The 20,968-nt window shown below is 34.0% G+C and carries 23 protein-coding genes and 2 pseudogenes; 21 read left to right on the forward strand and 4 right to left on the reverse strand.

Features of this window, described 5'->3' with window-relative positions:
- The first annotated feature begins 33 nt into the window (after positions 1-33).
- The 3 genes from BN2144_RS14285 to htpG all read left to right on the forward strand — a co-directional run bounded on the left by BN2144_RS14285 (position 34) and on the right by htpG (position 3,363).
- Positions 34-831 (forward strand): NRDE family protein, encoded by a 798-nt coding sequence (locus BN2144_RS14285; RefSeq protein WP_042337984.1) that lies wholly within the window; start codon positions 34-36, stop codon positions 829-831.
- Positions 803-1,363: a GNAT family N-acetyltransferase gene (locus BN2144_RS14290; protein WP_033828906.1), complete on the forward strand. Its 561-nt coding sequence runs from the start codon at positions 803-805 to the stop codon at positions 1,361-1,363. The genes BN2144_RS14285 and BN2144_RS14290 overlap by 29 nt, the downstream gene beginning before the upstream one ends.
- A gap of 119 nt (positions 1,364-1,482) precedes the next feature.
- A complete protein-coding gene (gene htpG / locus BN2144_RS14295) occupies positions 1,483-3,363 on the forward strand; it encodes a molecular chaperone HtpG (protein ID WP_033828907.1) in 1,881 nt (626 codons plus the stop codon).
- Positions 3,364-3,431: 68 nt separating this feature from the next.
- Here htpG and BN2144_RS14300 read toward each other — a convergent pair whose 3' ends face one another.
- Positions 3,432-4,487 (reverse strand): YeiH family protein, encoded by a 1,056-nt coding sequence (locus BN2144_RS14300; RefSeq protein ID WP_033828908.1) that lies wholly within the window; start codon positions 4,485-4,487, stop codon positions 3,432-3,434.
- Positions 4,488-4,605: 118 nt separating this feature from the next.
- Here BN2144_RS14300 and BN2144_RS14305 point away from each other — a divergent pair, with 118 nt between their 5' ends.
- From BN2144_RS14305 to BN2144_RS14335, 6 genes are all read left to right on the forward strand, one after another.
- Positions 4,606-5,520 carry a LysR family transcriptional regulator gene (locus tag BN2144_RS14305; protein ID WP_033828909.1) on the forward strand — a complete coding sequence of 305 codons (915 nt, stop codon included), beginning with the start codon at positions 4,606-4,608 and terminating at the stop codon, positions 5,518-5,520.
- 89 nt (positions 5,521-5,609) lie between these two features.
- Entirely contained in the window at positions 5,610-7,217 is a 1,608-nt protein-coding gene (locus BN2144_RS14310; protein WP_033828910.1) for an acyl-CoA synthetase, read from the forward strand.
- Between the two features lie 364 nt (positions 7,218-7,581).
- On the forward strand, positions 7,582-8,937 hold the full coding sequence (locus tag BN2144_RS14320) for an arsenic transporter (RefSeq protein WP_033828912.1): 1,356 nt from the start codon (positions 7,582-7,584) through the stop codon (positions 8,935-8,937).
- Between the two features lie 191 nt (positions 8,938-9,128).
- Complete coding sequence (locus tag BN2144_RS14325) at positions 9,129-9,617, forward strand: hypothetical protein (RefSeq protein WP_139017896.1); 489 nt, start codon at positions 9,129-9,131, stop codon at positions 9,615-9,617.
- Positions 9,618-9,650: 33 nt separating this feature from the next.
- On the forward strand, positions 9,651-10,310 hold the full coding sequence (locus BN2144_RS14330; RefSeq protein WP_050632329.1) for a hypothetical protein: 660 nt from the start codon (positions 9,651-9,653) through the stop codon (positions 10,308-10,310).
- 218 nt (positions 10,311-10,528) lie between these two features.
- The gene (locus tag BN2144_RS14335) at positions 10,529-11,197 is read left to right on the forward strand and encodes a hypothetical protein (RefSeq protein ID WP_033828914.1); all 669 of its coding nucleotides are present in this window, start codon (positions 10,529-10,531) and stop codon (positions 11,195-11,197) included.
- Positions 11,198-11,272: 75 nt separating this feature from the next.
- Here the strand turns inward: BN2144_RS14335 and BN2144_RS19715 are convergent, their stop codons facing one another.
- On the reverse strand, positions 11,273-11,749 hold the full coding sequence (locus tag BN2144_RS19715) for a hypothetical protein (protein ID WP_033828915.1): 477 nt from the start codon (positions 11,747-11,749) through the stop codon (positions 11,273-11,275).
- 167 nt (positions 11,750-11,916) lie between these two features.
- On the opposite strand from BN2144_RS19715, the gene BN2144_RS14345 reads away from it, so the two are divergent.
- The 11 genes and pseudogenes from BN2144_RS14345 (at position 11,917) to BN2144_RS19720 (ending at position 19,106) form a co-directional block, all read left to right on the forward strand.
- A complete protein-coding gene (locus tag BN2144_RS14345) occupies positions 11,917-12,999 on the forward strand; it encodes a CotH kinase family protein (protein ID WP_033828916.1) in 1,083 nt (360 codons plus the stop codon).
- Between the two features lie 130 nt (positions 13,000-13,129).
- The gene (locus tag BN2144_RS14350) at positions 13,130-13,327 is read left to right on the forward strand and encodes a hypothetical protein (RefSeq protein WP_033828917.1); all 198 of its coding nucleotides are present in this window, start codon (positions 13,130-13,132) and stop codon (positions 13,325-13,327) included.
- Positions 13,328-13,413: 86 nt separating this feature from the next.
- Positions 13,414-15,252, forward strand: coding sequence for an SLC13 family permease (locus BN2144_RS14355; protein WP_033828918.1), 1,839 nt, complete (start codon positions 13,414-13,416; stop codon positions 15,250-15,252).
- Positions 15,253-15,269: 17 nt separating this feature from the next.
- Positions 15,270-15,836, forward strand: a complete 567-nt coding sequence (locus BN2144_RS14360; RefSeq protein ID WP_033828919.1) for an HD domain-containing protein — start codon at positions 15,270-15,272, stop codon at positions 15,834-15,836.
- A gap of 95 nt (positions 15,837-15,931) precedes the next feature.
- Positions 15,932-16,321 (forward strand): annotated as a pseudogene (locus BN2144_RS14365) (thiol-disulfide oxidoreductase DCC family protein).
- Positions 16,322-16,907: 586 nt separating this feature from the next.
- On the forward strand, positions 16,908-17,054 hold the full coding sequence (locus BN2144_RS20130) for a hypothetical protein (protein WP_187367017.1): 147 nt from the start codon (positions 16,908-16,910) through the stop codon (positions 17,052-17,054).
- 273 nt (positions 17,055-17,327) lie between these two features.
- Positions 17,328-17,621, forward strand: coding sequence for a hypothetical protein (locus tag BN2144_RS14370; protein ID WP_033828920.1), 294 nt, complete (start codon positions 17,328-17,330; stop codon positions 17,619-17,621).
- Positions 17,622-17,877: 256 nt separating this feature from the next.
- Positions 17,878-18,174 (forward strand): hypothetical protein, encoded by a 297-nt coding sequence (locus BN2144_RS14375; RefSeq protein WP_033828921.1) that lies wholly within the window; start codon positions 17,878-17,880, stop codon positions 18,172-18,174.
- Between the two features lie 118 nt (positions 18,175-18,292).
- Positions 18,293-18,640 (forward strand): annotated as a pseudogene (locus BN2144_RS20640) (histidine phosphatase family protein); the annotation flags it as partial.
- 44 nt (positions 18,641-18,684) lie between these two features.
- Positions 18,685-18,858 (forward strand): histidine phosphatase family protein, encoded by a 174-nt coding sequence (locus tag BN2144_RS21025; RefSeq protein ID WP_407638073.1) that lies wholly within the window; start codon positions 18,685-18,687, stop codon positions 18,856-18,858.
- A gap of 68 nt (positions 18,859-18,926) precedes the next feature.
- On the forward strand, positions 18,927-19,106 hold the full coding sequence (locus BN2144_RS19720; RefSeq protein WP_139017897.1) for a hypothetical protein: 180 nt from the start codon (positions 18,927-18,929) through the stop codon (positions 19,104-19,106).
- 110 nt (positions 19,107-19,216) lie between these two features.
- Here the strand turns inward: BN2144_RS19720 and BN2144_RS14385 are convergent, their stop codons facing one another.
- The gene (locus BN2144_RS14385; RefSeq protein ID WP_033828923.1) at positions 19,217-19,432 is read right to left on the reverse strand and encodes a hypothetical protein; all 216 of its coding nucleotides are present in this window, start codon (positions 19,430-19,432) and stop codon (positions 19,217-19,219) included.
- Positions 19,433-19,658: 226 nt separating this feature from the next.
- The gene (locus BN2144_RS14390) at positions 19,659-20,099 is read right to left on the reverse strand and encodes an Lrp/AsnC family transcriptional regulator (RefSeq protein ID WP_033828924.1); all 441 of its coding nucleotides are present in this window, start codon (positions 20,097-20,099) and stop codon (positions 19,659-19,661) included.
- A gap of 134 nt (positions 20,100-20,233) precedes the next feature.
- On the opposite strand from BN2144_RS14390, the gene BN2144_RS14395 reads away from it, so the two are divergent.
- On the forward strand, positions 20,234-20,650 hold the full coding sequence (locus tag BN2144_RS14395) for a carboxymuconolactone decarboxylase family protein (RefSeq protein ID WP_033828925.1): 417 nt from the start codon (positions 20,234-20,236) through the stop codon (positions 20,648-20,650).
- Positions 20,651-20,968: the final 318 nt, after the last annotated feature.

The following is a 20,968-nucleotide window of genomic DNA, read 5'->3' on the forward strand; positions in this document are numbered from 1 at the left end:
TTTAGTAAGCTCCATGAAAGGAGGCGTAAGAAAATGTGTTTAATTTTATTTGCCTATAAAACACACTCAAAATATCCTTTAATCGTAGCTGCTAATCGAGATGAGTTTTTCAAAAGGCCAACTTCATTGGTTCATTATTGGGAGGATGAACCATCTATCTTAGCTGGTAGAGACTTAGAAAAACTGGGAACTTGGATGGGGGTTACAACATCTGGACGTTTTGCCGCATTAACAAACTATCGTGATCCTTTTGAACATGTCGTAGGGAAGCAGACACGTGGCGAACTCGTAAAAAATGCATTAACCTATTCAGGTGATTTGGATGCCTATTTTAAAATAGTGAGCCAAGAAAAAGACAGGTATCCTGGGTTTAATTTAATCGCAGGAGACCGAAATAGACTCTACTATTTTTCAAATCGGGAAGGGAAAATCCAAGAGTTAGAACCTGGCGTTTACGGCCTTAGCAATCATCTTTTAAATACACCGTGGCCAAAAGTTGAGGTTGGAAAAAAAGAACTAGCACAAGTTATTGATAAAAGTAATGATAAAATCGTTCATGATTTGTTTGCTATACTAAAAAATAGTCAGTCCTATCCAGATAATCAATTACCAAGTACAGGTGTATCATTGAAGATGGAACGGATGTTATCTCCTTTATTTATAAAAGGGACGGACTATGGAACCCGTAGTTCTACGGTCATGCTCCTGTCTGATTCTGAAGTCCAGTATATGGAACGTGTTTATCAGCCAGAGGAAAAAATAGAACAAGTATTTCGCTTTACTTATGGAAAGGAAGAAAAGAATGATACGTCAAGCAAAAAAAGAAGATAAGAAAGAGGCAGCAATCTTAATGTATGAGGCAATTTTAGATATAGCTCATACACTAACAGGAGAAACAGAGCAAACTGCTGTGTTAACGGAATTAGAACATTTATTTATTAGAGAAGGAAATCGAATTAGTTACGAAAACTGCTTAGTAGAAGAACTTGATGGGAAAGTTGTGGGAATATCAATATCTTATCCTGGGAAAGATGCTTATTTTTTGGATCAAGCAATCAAAGAATATATTAAGAACAAAAAAGGAATTGTACCAATGATAGATAAGGAAGCGGATGAGACTGATTTTTATATCGATACATTAAGTGTGAATCGGGCTTACCGTGGGCAAAAAATTGGAACAGAACTTTTACGTGCTTCGGTAAAAAAAGGAAAAGAAAAAGGTTATAAGACAGCTTCCCTGCTAGTTGAACAAAATAATGAGAAGGCACGAAAATTATACGAGCGACAACATTTTATATATAAGAAAACTGTAACAGTTCACAACCATCTCTATGATTATTTGGTGAAAAGTGTAGATGCTTAAAATATATTGACAGAAAACCGATTCTATGATATTTAATTAATGTTAGTTAGCACTTAGAGTGTAAGAGTGCTAAAATAAGAAGGACGATATTCATTTTAGCAATGAAAGGAGAAAAAAGAATGGAGATAAAACAGTTCCAAGCGGAATCAAAACGACTATTAGACATGATGATTAACTCCATTTATACAAAAAAAGAGGTATTTTTACGGGAATTAATTTCTAATGCAAGTGATGCCATTGATAAAATTTACTATAAAGCATTAACAGATGATTCACTTACATTCGATAAAGACAACTATTACATACGTATTGTCCCAAATAAAGAAGAACGTACCTTAGCGATTATCGATACTGGAATTGGAATGACAAAAGAAGAATTAGAAGCAAACTTAGGTACAATTGCAAAAAGTGGTTCGCTTGCGTTTAAACAAGAAAATGAGATTAAAGATGGCTTTGATATAATCGGTCAATTTGGTGTCGGCTTTTACGCTGCATTTATGGTTGCTGACGTTGTAACAGTAATTAGTAAAGCACTCGGTGCAACGGAAGCGTATAAATGGGAATCTCATGGCGCCGATGGCTATACAATTGAGTCAACTGAAAAAGCTGAAGTCGGAACGGAAATCATTTTAAAACTAAAAGAGAACACTGAAGACGAATCGTACGACGAATTTTTGGATGAATGGCGTTTAAAAGAAGTGATAAAAAAATACTCCGACTTTATTCGCTATCCAATCAAAATGGAAGTAACACATTCCAAGCCGAAAGATGACGATAGTAATGAGTATGTAGATTATAAAGAAGAAGAAACAATTAATAGTATGGTACCAATCTGGAAGAAAAATAAAAGTGAGTTAACTGATGAAGATTATCTTAACTTTTATAATGAAAAGCGATATGGCTTCGATCAACCGTTAAAACATATTCATATTAGTGTTGACGGAACGGTTCGCTATAATGCGATTTTATATATCCCAGAACGGGCACCGTACGATTTTTACACACCTGAGTATGAAAAAGGCTTAGAATTGTACTCTAATGGCGTGTTAATTATGAATAAATGTGCCGACTTACTCCCAGATTACTTTAGTTTTGTGAAAGGGATGGTCGATTCAGAAGACTTATCATTAAACATCTCCCGTGAAATGTTACAACATGACCGCCAATTAAAAGTCATTGCAAAGAATATTAAAAATAAAATTAAACGGGAACTAGAAAATCTATTAAAAAATGATAGAGAGAATTTTGAAAAGTTTTATGAAGCCTTTGGACGTCAACTAAAATTTGGTGTATATAATAACTTTGGTTCTGAAAAGGAAGTTTTGCAAGATTTACTTTTATTCTACTCTTCTAAAGAGAAAAAATTAGTCACTCTTGCCGAATATGTTGAACGTATGCCTGAGGAACAAAAATATATTTACTATGCAACAGGAGACTCCATTGATCGGATTGATAAATTACCACAAACAGAACTTGTCGCTGATAAAGGGTATGAAATTCTTTACTTCACTGAAGATATAGATGAATTCGCTGTGAAAATGTTAATGAACTATAAAGAAAAGGAATTTAAATCTGTATCTGATAGTGATTTAGGGATTGATTCTCCAGAAGATCAAAAAGAAACAGAAGCAGAAGAAAAAGAGTACAAAGAATTGTTCGAATATATGGCTGGTGTTCTTGGTGACAAAGTGAAAAAGGTAAAAGTATCGAAACGTTTAAAAACACACCCTGTTTGTCTATCAACAGAAGGTGAAGTGACGATTGAAATGGAAAAAGTATTGAACGCGATGCCAAACGGTCAACAAGTGAAAGCGGAAAAGGTACTTGAAATTAATACACATCACGACGTGTTTAAATCCCTTCAACACGCTTTTGAAAATGATAAAGAAAAACTTGAGCTGTTTACAAAACTTCTTTATAATCAAGCGTTATTAATTGAAGGTTTACCAATTGAAGATCCAGTTGCCTTCACAAATGATATGTGTAAAGTAATGGTGTAAGAAGAAAAGAGTGCAAGGATGCTTTTTCCCTTGCACTCTTTTATATACTAGTACGTTGTAGGATTTTTTCATTCTATTTGAACAACAAAAAAGCTAATCACACTTAATAAAATTGAAATGGTAACCATTGCAACAAGCGGCCGTATTGCTTTTGTACGAAGATCATGTAAGCTAATATTTAATCCTAGCCCAACCATCGCCGCGGTTAAACACCATGCCGTAAATGTTGCTACACCAGACATAAATCGATCACTTATTGGAATCGAATGACCAAGTACATAACTACCTAATAAACTCATTAGAATAAAACCAAGTAAAAACCAAGGAAAGTCGATTTTTGTATGTTCATTTGTATTCGTTTGCTTCTTCTTGTTAACAATATAAATCAATATAAAACAAAGAGGAACGAGTAAAAAGACGCGACCTAATTTTGCTAGAAGTGCCATCGCTGTTGCATCACTACCGGCAGGATCTGCTGCCAAGGCGACATGGGCTAATTCATGTAATGTCATTCCAGACCAAATGCCGTATTGTACATCTGTTAACGGTAATATGGGACGTAAGATTGTATAAATAATAGAAAACAAAGTACCTACGAGAGCAATCATTGCTACTCCAATAGCTGTATCCTCATCTTTTGCCTGAATAATCGGTGCAACGGCGGCAATTGCTGCAGCGCCACACACACCCGTACCAATCCCTGCTAACAATGAAATTTCCTTATCTGCCTTTAACATTTTGGCTAGATATAATGTTCCAAAGATCGAAAATATAATAACACCGGCGTCACGAAAAACAAGCCCGATTCCATCATGTAAAATAATATCGATGTTCAATTTCAACCCGTATAAAATAATCGCAAGGCGCAATAATTTTTTTGACGAAAACGTTATTCCTTTTTGAATCACTGTTGGGTAACCGAATATTTGGCGATAAAGTATCGCGATTAAAATTGCAGTAGCCATTTGACCAATGTGGTTAAAAATTGGTAACTTCGCAATAAAATAACCAATTAAAGCAATGATAAAGGTAAAAGTGACACCACCAAGCAAAAAAAATCTTCCTTTTTGATTTTGCTTTTCCTTTAATTCAGGTTTAAACCGATCCTTTTCTACTGTATTCATGATTTTCCACGTCCCTCTCCCAAATTTCACCTTTTAACCATACTGCAATACTAACTATAAGTAAAATAAATATATATAATAAGAGTGATAAGTAATTTTTATGCAAAGGAGAACTAAAATGGATCAACAATTACTTGTATTTGTGACGGTGGCTGAATTAGGTAATTTTACAAAAGCAGCAGAAAAACTTCATATGACTCAGCCAGCGGTAAGTCAGTATGTACAAAGCATCGAACGGAATTATGGAATGAAATTATTAGAAAGAAGTAACAAGTTTGTTCGCTTAAATAAGCCTGGTGAAATTGTATATTATCATGCAAAAGAAATCTTGAGCTTATATATAAAAATTGAAAATTTATTAGATGATTTATCGAAACAGCCAAAAGGGCCATTAAAAATTGGAGCTAGCTATTCTTATGGTGAATATGTATTACCTAATTTAATTGCAAAATTACATGAAGCTTATCCAGATATTAGTCCCACGATAACGATTGGAAATACGAAGGAAGTTGCTGAACTTGTAAGTAAAAATCAGCTTGACATTGGTATCATTGAAGGATGGTACAATGACTCTCAATTACAAATTGAAACATTTGCAGATGATGCGATGTATATTGTCACATCTGCAAATCATCCGTTGGCCAATCGGAGGGAAGAAGTAGAATTTACCGATTTAGAAAAAGAAACGTGGATTATTAGAGAAGAGGGTTCAGGGACAAGAGAAGCTACAGAGAAATTATTTAAACAGTTATCGATTTCCCCTGAAAATTTCATGGTATTTGGGAGCACCCAGTTAATCAAAGAATCCGTTGAAGCAGGTTTAGGAATTACACTACTGTCACAATGGACTTTTCGTAAAGAGGAAAAACTAAGCTTATTAAAGACACTTCCAATGAAAGGAACACCATTTAAAAGAAAGTTTTCCATCGTTTATAAAAAAGCTGCCTATATTACGAAAGCACTAGAAGTTTTTATTGAACTATTAAAAAATGATAAAGGGAAAAGAAACAACGCATGGGACATACAAAACTAGACATAATTCAACATTGCTATTTGTAGCCATCTTTATTAAAATAAACTTGTAAATATTCTGTTAATTTAGAAATTAGGGAGGGGTTCGTATTGAAGACAACGTCACATGAGGATTTTACGAAAGTTCTACAACGAGTAAGGAGGAATACGTTAGGAGATTTGCTTACAAGAACGAGGGAAAGATTGCCTAATAAATTCGCAATCGCCTACAAAGAAACGCGATTAACTTATCGTGAACTTGATGATCTTGTGAACCAAACAGCGCATGGCTTTCTTAAAGATGGAATGGATCAAGGTGATATGATTGCTGTCATGTCAAAAAACAGTTTGGATTTTGTCATTGTAAATTTTGCTTTAGCTCGAATTGGAGCGGTTATGATTCCATTGAATTATATGCTTTCGACCCAAGACGTTGCGTACATATTGAATCATGCTAGTGTGAAAGGTTTCCTTGCAGCAAAAGAGTATGCACCATTACTCGATAAAGCAGCAGATAAATTACCGATTCAATTCCGTTATTTAATGGAATACAAAAGTACGAACCCCCTCCCAAATACACTTGGGAAATGGAAATCGTTAGCTGCTGTTTGCGCGGAGCAACCAACTGAATTAGTTGAGGCTGAACTTGATGATGAATCTCTCGCACACGTTTTATATACGAGTGGAACGGAATCCCGTCCAAAGGGAGTCATGTTAACGCATAAAAGTCTTGTAAGTGAATATGTGAGTTGTATTGTTAATGGAGAAATGTCTGAGGATGATGTTTGTATTCACGCTTTACCTTTATACCATAGTGCTCAGCTCCATTGTTTTCTAGGTCCGAGCATATACTTAGGATCGAGTGGGATTATTCTTGATGGTGCGAAACCAGTGGATATTTTAGAAACCGTTGAAAAAGAAAAAGTTACACAATTATTTTGCCCACCAACGGTATGGATTGCTCTTTTACGCCATACAGATTTTGGGAAAAGAGACTTATCTACATTAAAAAATTGTTATTATGGTGCGGCGATTATGCCAATGGAAGTTTTAAAAGAGTTGTCTCGGCGCTTGCCTCAAGCACGATTCTTTAATTTTTACGGTCAAACTGAAGTTGCTCCACTTGCAACCGTTCTAAAACCGGAAGACCAAATGCGAAAATTAGGTTCGGCAGGAAAACCAAGCTTACATGTTCAAACGAAAATCGTTGATGAACATGATCAAGAGGTACCTCGTGGGGTGATTGGTGAAATTGTTCATCGTACACCACATGCGATGCTTGGCTATTTATATGATTCGGAAAAAACAGCTGAAGCATTCCGCAATGGTTGGTTCCATAGTGGAGACCTAGGTGTCATGGATGAGGATGGCTATATTACGATTGTCGACCGAAAAAAGGATATGATCAAAACCGGTGGTGTAAATGTATCGAGTCGTGAAGTAGAGGAAGCAATTTATCAATTAGATGGGGTTTCCGAAGTAGCTGTGATTAGTATACCTGATCCATATTGGATTGAGGCGGTGACGGCTATCATCGTACCAAAAGAAGGTGCAAATTTAACAAAAGAGCAAGTTCTCAAATTTTGTCATAAAAACCTATCAAAATTCAAAGTTCCTAAATTTATTGAATTTGCCACAGAATTACCAAAAAATCCTAGTGGAAAGCTATTAAAACGAACATTGAGAGAATGGTATAAAGACTTAGGATCAAAAGGTTAACTTTTGATAACTGTAAATAAAGATTTCAAAACTTGAATAATAAAAGGATGGCGCATGAATCATATGATTTATGTGCCTTTTTTCTGTTAATTTTTCTATCTCCAACATTTCATGAAATAAAATTATTGGGCATCTATCATGACGGTACTTATATCATATCACGACAAAAGATGATAGATTATCGTGGATTTATAAAAATTAAGGCTATTAATCTAAGGCATGTCTTAATAGAGGTACATATAGATATAATACAAAATAACAAAAGAGACAGATGGAGGGCAAGGATAAATGAGGAAGGGTGTAAATAGTATGAGAAAATACATGAAATGACTGGTAATTTATGTAGAAAGGAGTATCAATAAATATGAATATCATTACTTGGTTAACAATCTTTACTTTTCTAGGTACGTTAACCTTTATACTTTGGAGACCGAGGGGGATGAATGAGGCAATACCAGCAACAGTCGGTGCAATAATTGTACTACTTTGTGGTAGTGTTACCTTCGCAGACCTTGGTATCATATTAGATACTATTAGCGGGGCAGCAATTACGATTATGGCTACAATTGTTATGGCCATTGTTCTAGAAAGTTTTGGCTTTTTTCACTGGGTTGCAGAAAAACTTGCTGAAAAAGCAAATGGTTCTGGCATTCGACTATTCTGGTATGTCAATCTCCTAAGTTTTCTCATGACACTGTTTTTTAACAATGATGGAAGCATTTTAATTACAACACCTATTCTCGTCATGCTTTTAAATAATATGGGACTTAAGATGTATCAAAAAATCCCTTATTTACTATCAGGTGCATTAATTGCAACAGCATCTAGTGCCCCAATCGGTGTTAGTAATATCGTGAACTTAATTGCATTGAAAATTGTGGATATGGATCTGTATATGCATACCGCTATGATGTTTGTACCGGCGACTACCGGTTTACTACTATTATCATGGTTACTGTACCTTTATTTTAAAAAGGATTTGCCACGAGTTATTCCGACAAATGTTTCTGGTCTGACATCGCCCTCTTATCATCCACTGAAACCACTACTTATCGACTATGCTTCAGAAAAAGAACGTACTAAGTTTATGAGAAACGTATTATTATTCGTACTCTCCGTTCGTTTAAGTCTTTTTATCGCTTCTTTTTTAAACATTCCTATTTCTGTTATGGCTGTTCTTGGCTCACTAATTCTACTCAGTTGGAGGTGGAAACATTTAAAAATTCCACCAACCGATATGTTGAAGAAAACACCGTGGTATATTATTGTTTTTGCCTTCAGTATGTATGTCGTGATTTACTCGTTAAATAATATTGGCTTAACAAATTGGCTCATACAGTTTATGGAACCAATCGTTTCTGGTAACCTTCTTTTTGCAAGTGTCTTAATGGGAGGGCTTATTTCTTTACTTTCCAATCTCTTTAATAATCATCCTGCATTAATGATAGGTACATTAACATTAACTCATATGGATTTGGATACATTTACGTTAAAGGTTGCTTATTTAGCTAATGTAATTGGAAGTGATATTGGTTCATTACTTCTTCCAATAGGTACACTTGCCACATTAATGTGGATGCACATTATACGTAAAGGCGGAATAAAACTTAGTTGGTGGAAATATATCCAAATTACAATTAGTGTTATACCCGCAGCAACACTTTTCACATTAGTTCTTTTATATTTCTGGGTAGCATTCATTTTTCGTAGTGTACTATAATCGTATGATTACCTAAAAAATATCCAAATTTAAATAAAATGATTGTCATTTAGGGGACAATCCTATTCTACTAACTCTTAGGCAGAAACATATTTTTTATTGATCAGGTTAATTGTTTAGTTGCATCTCCATATGACACATATACTGCAAGTACAAAAGTATTAGAAAAAGTTGAAAGGAGAAATTAGATGATGGCAAATTCTGAATTTCTGAAGAGTTTAGTAGGCAGAGATTTAAATATAAATGGAAGTAGTAGCAACAAAAAAAATAAAAATAATAAAAAGAAAGGCCCTGATGCAGTGTCTGGAGAGTTGTACGATGTAAAAGAGGATTATTTAGTCGTACTCTCAGATGATGGTGCCCAATATATTCGTCTAAATCACATAAAAACAATATCAGAAAACTTCTTTCATAACAATGATAATAAAAACCAAGACAATGATTCCGAGTATGATTTTGAAATTTATGAGGCGGATACTTTCAATGAATTGTTACGAAAATCTAGATACAAATATTGTACCGTTAGCTCAGGAGGCCCAAATAAAGTACAAGGAATTATTGAAAGTGTAGACGATGACTTTGTTAACATCGTTTCAGAGAACGAATATGTTCAAATTCCTTTATATCATGTACGAATGATTGATTTTTCAGTCCAGCAAAATAATAATGACAAAAAATAAGTTTTTCTTACAAAGGATAGGAGGAATTTAATAATGATTGACCAAAGATCAAATATGAATGGAAGACAAAAAGAAAATAATCATACAGATCATCATAATAATTATGCGTCGCTAATGAATCAGTATGTGACTATCAACGGGAACGGACCGGATAGTAACCAAGGGGTTTTATTAGGAGTAGGTAATGAACACCTTGCACTTCTAACAGAGAATGGCATTGTCTACTATCAGCTTAAACACATTAAAGGAGTTTCTAAACAACAAAATCATTCAAATAATATGAATGATTATGATTTAAACTTTGAAGTAGAAAAAGTAACTGGGTTTAAAGATGTATTAAAAGCATTTCGTCATAAATGGGTATATTTAAACGGTAACAAAAAACATTCGATTGAAGGGTTTCTCAGTGAGGTCCATGATGATCGAGTAATCATCATAAATAACGGGGAAGTTTTTTATGTTTTTATCTACCATATTAAAAGTATCGGAGAAGCAGTAAAAAATAATAAAAATGATAAAGAGAATAAAAATGAGCAAAAAAGTGAAGGGCATAAAAACACTTATAAAAGTGAAGACAAGAATTCACAGCACCAAGGAAAAGAGAATAAAAATAAGAATGGTCAACAACATCGAAAGAAAAAAGCACATATCCTTATTAATAATGGAGAAATTTACTCGAACCATAAAAACTAGCTTGAAGCTTCTCAAAACTTCTTTCTATTATTCGCATATTAAAAGATATGATCAAAAAATACAAAACGACTTGCGAATGAGTGTAGGTCGCCTGCTGTCCGAACATTCTAAGTAAAATATAATGGACATTTAAATAATTCGATTGTTTTGGCTCTAGGTTACGATCAAGAGCCTTCTATTTTATCCTTACTTTAGTGTAGAAGGAAAGGAGGATAAGAATGAATGATTTTAAACAGTTTATTGGTAAAAATATGTATTTTAAACTAAATGGTGAGAATTCTTTTACCGGTCGGCTTGTCGATGCTGGAAATGATATTGTTGTTATTTATGATGGAGAAGATTTTGTTTATATTTCAGTCTATCATGTTAATCATTATCGGGTCGTGAAAAACATTGAAACAGAGATAGCGGAACCAAACTATATGCCACCAATTCAAGACGATCTTTCTTCCATATCACTTAGAAAAATCGTAACAGCAGCCAAAGGGATTTTTTGCGAAATTTATGTAGTTGGAAAATATCCGATTCAAGGCTATATTACTAGTATCATGAATGATTATTTCGTTTTCTATAGTCCTGTTTATAAAACTATCTATATTTCTTTACGCCATTTAAAATGGTTAGTTCCTTATAATATTTCTGAAACTCCTTATGGGTTAAATAAAGAAGAATTTCCTGTGACACAGCTTAATCAACCCTTATCTCGAACATTTGAAGAACAATTAAAGAAGTTCATTGGGAAACTAGTTGTCATTAATTTTGGCGATCATGAAAATAAAATTGGTAAATTAAGTAGTATAGAAAATGGACAAATTGAAATCATTAAAGCTAGAATGAATAAAGCCTATTTAAACATGAATCATGTACAAACGATTTATTTTCCTTAAAAAATCGGAATAAAGCATGAAGGGAAGAATATTCGTATTCTTCCCTCTGTTCTGATATTAAAATGATTTTTATTGTTAGCTTCTACAATCCGTACGATGATGTCCTGTACCACGTTGATTCGTTCCGCGCCGTCTTGCCCCCCGACGTCCTGTATTGCGGCAATTCGTTCCGCGCCGTCTCGACCCCCGACGTCCTGTACTGCGGCAATTCGTTCCACGTCGCCTCGACCCCCGACGCCCAGTACTGCGGCAATTCGTTCCGCGCCGTCTTGCCCCCCGACGCCCAGTACTGCGGCAATTCATTCCGCGCCGTCTTGCCCTCCGACACCCAGTACCATGGCGATTCGTCCCACACCGTCCCCGTCCCGAACTACGGTATCCAGTTCCACGTCGATTCGTTCCCCGATGGCTAGTACCTCGGCGTCTAGTACCATGATGTTGCCCTGTGCCTTTTCCTGAACCTTTAGATAAAAAAATCGTTTGAGTCAAAAATGGTTCTAATCCAAGTGTTTCAGCTTCTTTAATTAAGGTTAATACATTTGTATTACTCAATAAGAAAACCTCCTTAACGAATTCTTCCTTAACCTAGTAAGGTACTATATTATATGTTCTTCTCTTCTACCTGCCTAAACTCTTGTCCATTTTCCTCTCATTTAATATCAATTAATTCTAATCATTCATAAAATATAAGTAACAAAAGAGAAAAGGACTGAAAAACAATGATAGAGGAAATCCCCAAAATAAATATAGTTATTAAACCAAGACATATTAAAAGACTTCAAAATAATATTTGGAGTGAGAGATCAGTACCAGCAAAAATAAAAATAAAAGATATCTTTTATGATTGTGGCATCACTTATCGTGGTAATCATACAAGAACATTTGAAAAGAAATCTTATCGCGTGATATTCAATGAATTTAATGACAATTTTAATGGAAATGAGATTCATTTAAATGCAGAATATCGTGATCCTTCTCTCATTCGCAACAAGCTTTCACAAGATTTTTTTAAACTGATTAACGCTTTAGCTCCCGGATCACAACATATCTTTGTTGAAATAAATGGGAAACCAAGAGGCATTTATTTACAGCTTGAATCCGTTGATAAGAATTTTTTATACAATCGCAGAAAGCCTGATGGAGCAATTTTTTACGCAACATCAAATCAGGCAAACTTTTCACTTTTTACCGCTGATAATGAGCCGAAAAAATCACTCTTATCTGGATATGAATTGAAGGAAGGGAAGGAAACAGATTTTCAAGCTTTAGAGCAGTTTATAATAAAAATTAATACATTACCAAGAGCAGAATTTGGGAAGGAAATAATAAAATATGTCGACGTGAAAAATTATTTACTGTGGCTTTGTGGAATTGTTTGCACTCAAAATTTTGATGGTTTTATCCAGAATTATGCACTATATCAAAATAAAGAAACTGGTTTATTTGAAATCATCCCTTGGGATTACGATGCGACTTGGGGAAGAGATTGGGATGGGAAAGTGATGGAGTATGATTATGTTCCAATAGAGGGATATAATACACTCACCGCTCGTATTCTTGATGTGAGCGAATTCCGAGAGCAATACCGTACCATGCTTAAAGAAATTTTAAACACCATTTTTACAACAAGTTTCTTAGCACCACAAATTTTCAACCTCTATCATCAACTCGAACCTTATGTAATGCAAGACCCCTATAAGAAAAATTCCTACCGTTTGTTTAAAAGAGAACCAGAAGTAATTTTACAATTTATAGAAAATCGAAATCAATTCCTCCGAGAACAGTTAAAGAAGCTTAAATGAAGGAAGTGATCATTTGAACCAATATCAGGGATACAAAAAAAGGATGGTCTTGAATGTTTGAGGAAACTAGAAAGTTTTATATCAAAATGAATATAGATAATTTTGATTATTTATTCAGGAGGGAATTACATTGAGTAAAAATTTAAAGTATGGAATCTTTTCATTCATTTATAGCTGTATCCTTATTCCACTTTTCTTTCTCATCCTTTCATTAGTTACTGGGCAATGGGGATTTTTTCTATGGAGTTTGCTTCCTAGTATATTGGTGGGCATTCCTTGTGGAGTAGTGGTGTACAATCAATATAAAAAGGAAATCTTAAAGCGTTAGTGCGAACTAGATTTCCCCTTTTTTATGATTTTTCTTGTGAAATTTGATACAATAATTACGAAATAAACAGGAAAAGGATGCAAACGATGGAACTTTCAATCACATTCATTATTTTATTAGTAACAGTAATACTTTTCATTAATGGTCGGATTCGTGCTGATTTAGTTGCCATATTATCGTTATTAGCTTTAACTATTTTTGGTATTCTCGATCCGGAAGAAGCATTGTCCGGTTTTTCAAATTCGACAGTCATTATGATGGCCGGTCTTTTTGTCGTTGGTGGGGGAATTCTTCGTACAGGGCTTGCACAAAAAGGAAGTCAAATCATTTTACAATACGCAAATAACAGTGAAACAAAGTTATTTATTTACCTACTCATTGTTGTCGCTATTGTTGGATCTTTTATTAGTAATACGGGAACTGTTGCCATAATGCTGCCAGTTGTCATTTCAATAGCCTTAAGAATGAAAGTAAGTGCATCGAAGTTTTTAATACCTCTTGCATTTGCAGCGAACTTATCTGGATTTATGACATTAATTTCAACACCTACCAATCTTCTTGTTAGTCAAACATTAGTTGACCATGGTTTTAAAAAGCTTGGTTTTTTCAGCATTACACCATTAGGGATTATTTCGTTTATCATCGGCATTGGCTATTTATTGCTCGTTCGAAATACGTTATTACCTAATGAAGATAGTAAAAAAGTCGCAAATAATCAAACAAGTTCTCCAGCTAAATTAATAAAACAATACCATTTACATCAAGTGTTACATCGAATAAAGGTTTTAGAAAATTCACCAATAATACATAAAAAGTTATACGAACTTAAACTAACATCAAAATATCACCTTGTTGTATTAAAAATTGAAAGAAATCAAGGGGAAGGTATCCATCTTTTACAAAGTACATTACAAGAGATGGCTGGACCAGAAAGTGAAATTCTTGCTAATGACATTTTGTATGTCCAGGGCTCACCTGAACAAGTGGCAAAATTCACAGTCGATTATAACTTAGAAATTGAGCCACATAATGAAAATGAAATATTTGTTTCAAAAACAATTGGACTTGTTGAAGTTCTACTTAATACAGGATCAAATTTAATAAATAAAAAAGTATCCGATTCTGGTTTCCGTGAGAAGTATAACTTAAATATAATTGGTGTTAACCGAAGAGGATCATTTATTTCAGAGGATATTTCCGATGTACAACTCCGGTTTGGGGATGCGCTTTTAGTCCAAGGAACATGGGAAGAAATAGAATTTTTATCTAAAGATACAAGTGATGTTGTTGTCGTTGGTACGCCAAAAGAATTTGCTTCTCAAGCAACTGCAAATGGGAAAGCCCCTATTGCTGCTTCGATATTACTACTTATGATATTACTTATGATTTTTGATGTATTTCCAACTGTTATATCTGTATTAATTGCGGCGGTTCTCATGATTTTAACCGGAAGTTTACGAAACATGGATGATGCTTATGGTCAAATTAATTGGAATACCGTCGTATTAATTGGTGCAATGCTCCCATGGGGGACTGCGCTCGAAAAAACAGGAGGAATGACGTTAATTTCAGAAGGGATTGTCCATGTTCTTGGACAATTCGGGCCCGTTGGAATTTTAGCGGGAATTTATCTTGTGACAACTATTTTTGGTCAATTTGTTAGCAACACGGCAACAACAGTTTTATTTGCACCGATTGCTATGAATGCAGCCTTAAATATCGGAGTGAGTCCTTATCCATTTATGATGGCTGTCGCAACTGCTGCTTGTATGTCATTTGCTACACCTTTTTCTTCACCAACAAATGCGTTAGTCATGGCAGCGGGAGATTATACCTTTATGGATTTCTTTAAAGTCGGTATCCCGTTAATGTTTATTATGTTCGTTGTAATGATCCTTGTCATTCCAATCATCTATCCATTTTAAGTTAAAGGAGAATCGATATGTCCATTGTTGAAAAAGCAATTGAAATAGCTGCAAAGGCACATGATCATCAATACCGAAAAACATCAAAACTTCCGTATATCATCCATCCCTTTTCTGTTGGAATTCTGTTACTACAACATGGATATTCTGATATAATTGTAGCAGCGGGGATTTTGCATGATACAGTAGAAGATACAGAACTTACATTAGATGAAATTAAGTTAGCGTTTGGCGAAACCATTGCACACATTGTAAGAGGTGCTTCTGAAGAAAATAAACAATTAAGTTGGGAAGAACGCAAGCAGGCTACACTTGATCATTTACCGAATGAATCATATGAAGTATGTCTAGTCGTTTGTGCTGATAAACTTCATAATATTAGATCTATCCGTAGGGAGTTAGAAATCGAAGGAGAAAAGGTATGGAATCGTTTCAATCGAGGGCGTGACAAGCAAGCATGGTATTATCGTGGAATTGTCCGTTGTTTACGTGAAAAACTTGATGGAGAGGAACTGTTTTCACAATTAGCAAAAGAAGTTGAGGAAGTCTTTACAGAAAAGGCACCGACGAAAAAAGATGTGTGAATATAAATTATTGTTGTTTCGTATCTTGATAATATACTTAGATGAAGAATAAAATAATAAGAAGATTGAAGTAAGAAGCGGGAGGGGAAGTAAGGTTGAATAAAATTATATTGTTTGATGGTGTTTGCCATTTTTGTAATAACAGTGTTCAATTTATTATTTAACACGATAAAAAGGCTATTTTTTCATTTGCATCCCTTCAAAGTGAAGTGGGTAAAAAATTGCTGGAAAATTACAGTATACCAACAAATATAGATAGTCTTATTTTTATTGATGGTGATACGTATTACACAATGTCAGAAGCTGCTCTCCGAATTTGCAAAGAATTAAATGGATTTTGGAGATTTGGATATTTATTCCTCGTTGTTCCAAAAGGAATTCGTGACTCTATTTATCGAATAATTGCAAGAAACCGGTACAAATGGTTTGGTAAAAATGAAACATGTCCTGTTCCGACACCAGCGATAAGAAAACGCTTCTTATAAGGAAAAGGTCTTGATTCGAATGAATAGTAAGCTGTTTTATTATTTGCTAAAATTATCCACTGTCATTATTACATGTGCGTTCGTTAGTGTATTCGTTCGGTCCCTTCATTTTCTTCCACACGAAGGGAGTAGACAAAGATTTGTTTTGCACTTTTTCGATGGGGTCTGGGGGATTTTTACCTATTTACTCCCGCTTTTTATTATTTGGTATTTACCAATATCAGTTCGATTAAATTCAGTCATAGATGTAAGAGTCCCTTCGCAAATAAAGGGGATTTTTTATTTATTTGGAAGTATTATTCTTGCCTTCATTTTTACGACTATCTTCGGGAATGAATTTAATAATTATTTGTTTTTCCTTTACATGACGATTAATATAATTGCTTCTACCGGTTTTCATTTCATAAATAAACTTGTCAATAAACTTTTTATTTAATCTTTAACTGAAGGCCAACGTCAATTTTTTAGCGAAAACTTTTCGTTCAAGCGAAAATAAAAAATACACATAAATACACGAAAACACACATTTCATATTGATGATTTCCCGCCAAATGTAAACACTAATTAGAAGGAGGTGGGGGATCTCATGCCAAGAGGAAAAGAACTGGAACAACTACCAATGTCGAATATGGCACCAAGTGTAGGCGATGATCAAAGTAAGACAAATCGGACGTCCCTAGAAGGCATGTATATAGAAGAGAAACGTAAGACAAATATAAACATAAAAAAATAAACATGTAAACGAAATGAAAAACACCCGAATTTTATCGATTATCGGGTGTTTTCTGTTGTCATGAGGAAAGAATCATTTTTAGGTTTATACTTTCCTATTAGCTAAGAAAGGCTTTGGTAGCCTTGCCCCGGATCGGTTTTTTCTCTCGGTAAGCTTGAGCCCTGAGTTTCTTTATAGAAATGTGTAAAAAACTAGTTGAATTTATATGTTTGTCCATACGCTTTTCTAAAAGTTGAATATACTACAGTAAAGTATATAAAGGAGGAAACACATATGAGTGAAGAAAGGGAAAATATGGATGTACTTCATACGAGTACAAATCATAATAAAAACAAACAGGAGGAAGACATGAAAAATATATTTGATAATACTGTAGACAATGATAACGATGTGAAATTGAAAGATAAAAATAACAATAACAATAACAATACCGCCCAGGTTTCGAATAGCGGAAATTCTAAAGTCTATATAGATATAAAAATTGATAGTGATTCAAATGCTAGAGTTCGATCAAAATCAGAAGCTGATGCAGATCAAGATCAAGGCAAAGGTCATAGACAAGAATAGTTCCGAAATTAAATAATTTCTGATTTTAAAGATTCATATGTAGATGGGTGTCTATCTATCCGTTTGCGGCACCCGTCTTATCAGCGGAGAGTTAATTCGTCAATGGAATATATACTCTCAACGTATATGGAAAAACTTCGGTAGGTAGCAATCATGCATTTCTAAACATTTTCACGGTGTAAGATATGTTATCGCCTCCTTATAAATACTTACTAAGTGAAAAGTTATTGTTATATTGGAGCGAAAGGATGATTGTATGGGATTACAAGAAAGCGAACTCCAAGCTGTTGTACAAGATAGTGGGAATTCTGATGTTGATGTCAGCATTATAGTAGAAATCGAAACAAAGTCAATAGCCTATGCCATTCTTTGCGGTATGTACGCAAAAGGAGAATTGACCGAAGAAGGATTACATGCTGCAATTCGTAAGTTGAATCATTATTTAAAAACAGAAAATAAAATAGGGGAATCAAAAGAACAAGTGAACGGAAATCGAGCGAAATTGTTTCCATTTCCAAATATATCAAAGGATAAACGGAGAATCTGGGTATAGTCTAGTATTCTCCTTTACATAGCTCTATATTTCTATCTATAGATTGAAGAAAGTAGGGAAGTTCATGTTACGAGTATATATAACTAGACACGGTGAGACAGAATAGAATGTACAAGGGCGCTTACAAGGTTGGAAAGATTCCCCGTTAACAGCGAAGGGCATTCATTATGCAAAAATTCTTAGGATTAGTATAGTCGATATTTCTTTTCAAACGATTTATTCAAGTCCGAGTGGGCGAGCAGTTGAAACAGCGAAATTGATTCGGATGAATAGAGATATTCCAATTAAGATTAAAGAGAATTTAAAAGAACTGAATTTTGGAAATTGGGAAGGGAAAACGAAGGAAGACATTGAATTACATAGTATTCAACAATACAACAATATGGGAATTTTTGGAAGAGCCCGTACAATGATAATCATAAGGATCATAACGGAGAATCATTATAATCACTTAATCGACGTGTAAAAACAGAACTGCTAAAAATAGAAGAAAAGGCGGGAAACGTACTAATCGTCACACATGCAGTAACCGTTCGAGCCGTTTTGTCAATTTGTTTTAATATTTCACTTGAAAAATTTTGGGAAGGACCCTTCATCCATGGAACGAGCCTTACAATTGTTTCATGGGACGGTAAAGATGAGAAAATGGGGGATATGAGTCATATTCATTTGCAAAATAAATAGAATAGGATGATCTACTATCTAGCTGTAACTTCATGGGAAAAATAAGATAATCTGTAGTAGTTAGATCGGTGAAAAGCAATTTAACAAAACGGGGTCACAAAGGAAGGTTTAACGATTTGTTAACAGTAGGAACATTCAATCGTGAACTTCTTGGCGGACTTGGTTTAGATACTAATACGAAAGAATCAGTTGAAGTAATAAAAAGTGAGCTTGACCCAATATTCATATTTTTTTGCAGCAACATTTGAACATAAGAGAAAGGTTGCTGGAAAGATATTGGAATAGAAAAGTATATCTGTGAACTTTTTTCATCTAAAAAGACCTGATCTGTTAAAAGGAACAGTATCAGGTCTTTATCTTACCGTTTCTTTTTAAATTCTCTCGTTGAAACGCTTGGTTTTACTACTTTTTCAAATTCAACTTCAATTTGAGCGAGGTTAGATTTTGTTTGTAACACATTCAATACCTTTCCTTTACGCCCTTTAATTTTAATACGATCACCAACGTGAGGTAATTCGTCCCGCAATTGACTTAATACAACAATTTTTCTTTCTAAAAAATGTGCAACAATCATATTAAACCTCTCCTAATGTTCATTTGTACAATTCATCATATGATTGATTACACGATTTCATGAATGCCGCGATTAAATTTCACCTGATTAATAGTAATAGAAGGTTGTAGCGTTTCATTGGAAAAAGAAATATATTGTGAGGGAAAATAGGTTTGAAAACTCCAATTACTTTTAATTGTGGTTTACTTAAACTGTCTTTCATTTAAAAACGCATGACTAAAACTTTTTAGTCCATATTAAAGTTCATATTTGTTGGAACTTGTGAAAATATAAAATGTGTTATAGTTAGTGCAATTGGACTTACTTCATCAATGAATTTTTCTGCATACCTGAAAGTTTCAAACTGCATTTTAATCATATAACAAGCACTTCCTGCTATTCGATAACAAAATTCTACGTTTGGAAGTTGTTCTATAAAACTCTTAAAAGATTTATAGTCACCATTTTTAACGGTTGCTTCAATTATGCACTGGATTGGTAAACCTAATTTCTCATAATCAACTTCCAAAGTATATTTTTTTATAATTCCAAATGACTCCATTTGTCTTACCCGTTCTGTTACTGATGGTGAGGACAGATTCACCCTTCTCCCAAGTTCACTCATTGATAAACGACTGTTATGATTCAGTTCATCTATGATTTTTTTGTCAATATCATCTATTTTCATTTTTTAACGTTTTCCTCCTATAATTGTTAATTTCTCAAAAAAAAACATTTGAAAATATTTGCAAATTTAATGGGAATTCATTGTTTTTTTAATTATAATTAACTCACAATTAAATATAACAAGGAGGAATTTATATGGCAAGAATTGCTGAATCTAATTTTGGGGAATCACCTTTTCAAAAACTGTTGGGGCATAATCAAGAGGTAATGAAAGGATGGAATCAGTTAGGAGATGTGTTAGAAAAAGACGGACGACTAACTTCTCAATTAAAAGAACAAGTAAGAAGAACATTAGCTCAAAAAAACGGGTGTGAGTATTGTAAGGCCAAAGGAAAACCAGATCCGGTTAATTTTGATGAAAAAACATCCATTGCAGTAGGATTTGCAGAAGTCTTTTTAATGCAAAAGAGTGATATCGCTGATTCAAGTTTTGATATTTTGAAAGACTATTTCACTGAAGAAGAAATAAGTGAATTATGTGCATTCATTTCTTTTACTACCGCTTCACAATATTTTGGCGCAATGATGAAATTAGAACCTGAAAATAACTAATAAATAATGAACGATTCTCTGAATACGAACTTATTGAAGTTGATGGTGGTGATTAAATGAATGAAAGAACATTTTCCTAGTTGGGTGATTTATTACAATTGAAGTTAAATGATAATATAATTATTTTTCACTTAAGTGTGCGTTGATTCAAAAAGGATTGATGCACTTTTTGGCTAATAGGAAAATATAAATTTTCCAACCGTTTAGATAATCTGGAGTTATCACTTTGTTGTGATTGAAATAGTTTCTGATGTAATATTATAAACTGGGAGATTATTGTAAAAGGACAAAAAAGTTTGTACAACAAATTGAAGGTAT

This window comes from Bacillus andreraoultii (genome assembly GCF_001244735.1).
GTDB lineage: Bacteria > Bacillota > Bacilli > Bacillales > Caldibacillaceae > Caldifermentibacillus > Caldifermentibacillus andreraoultii.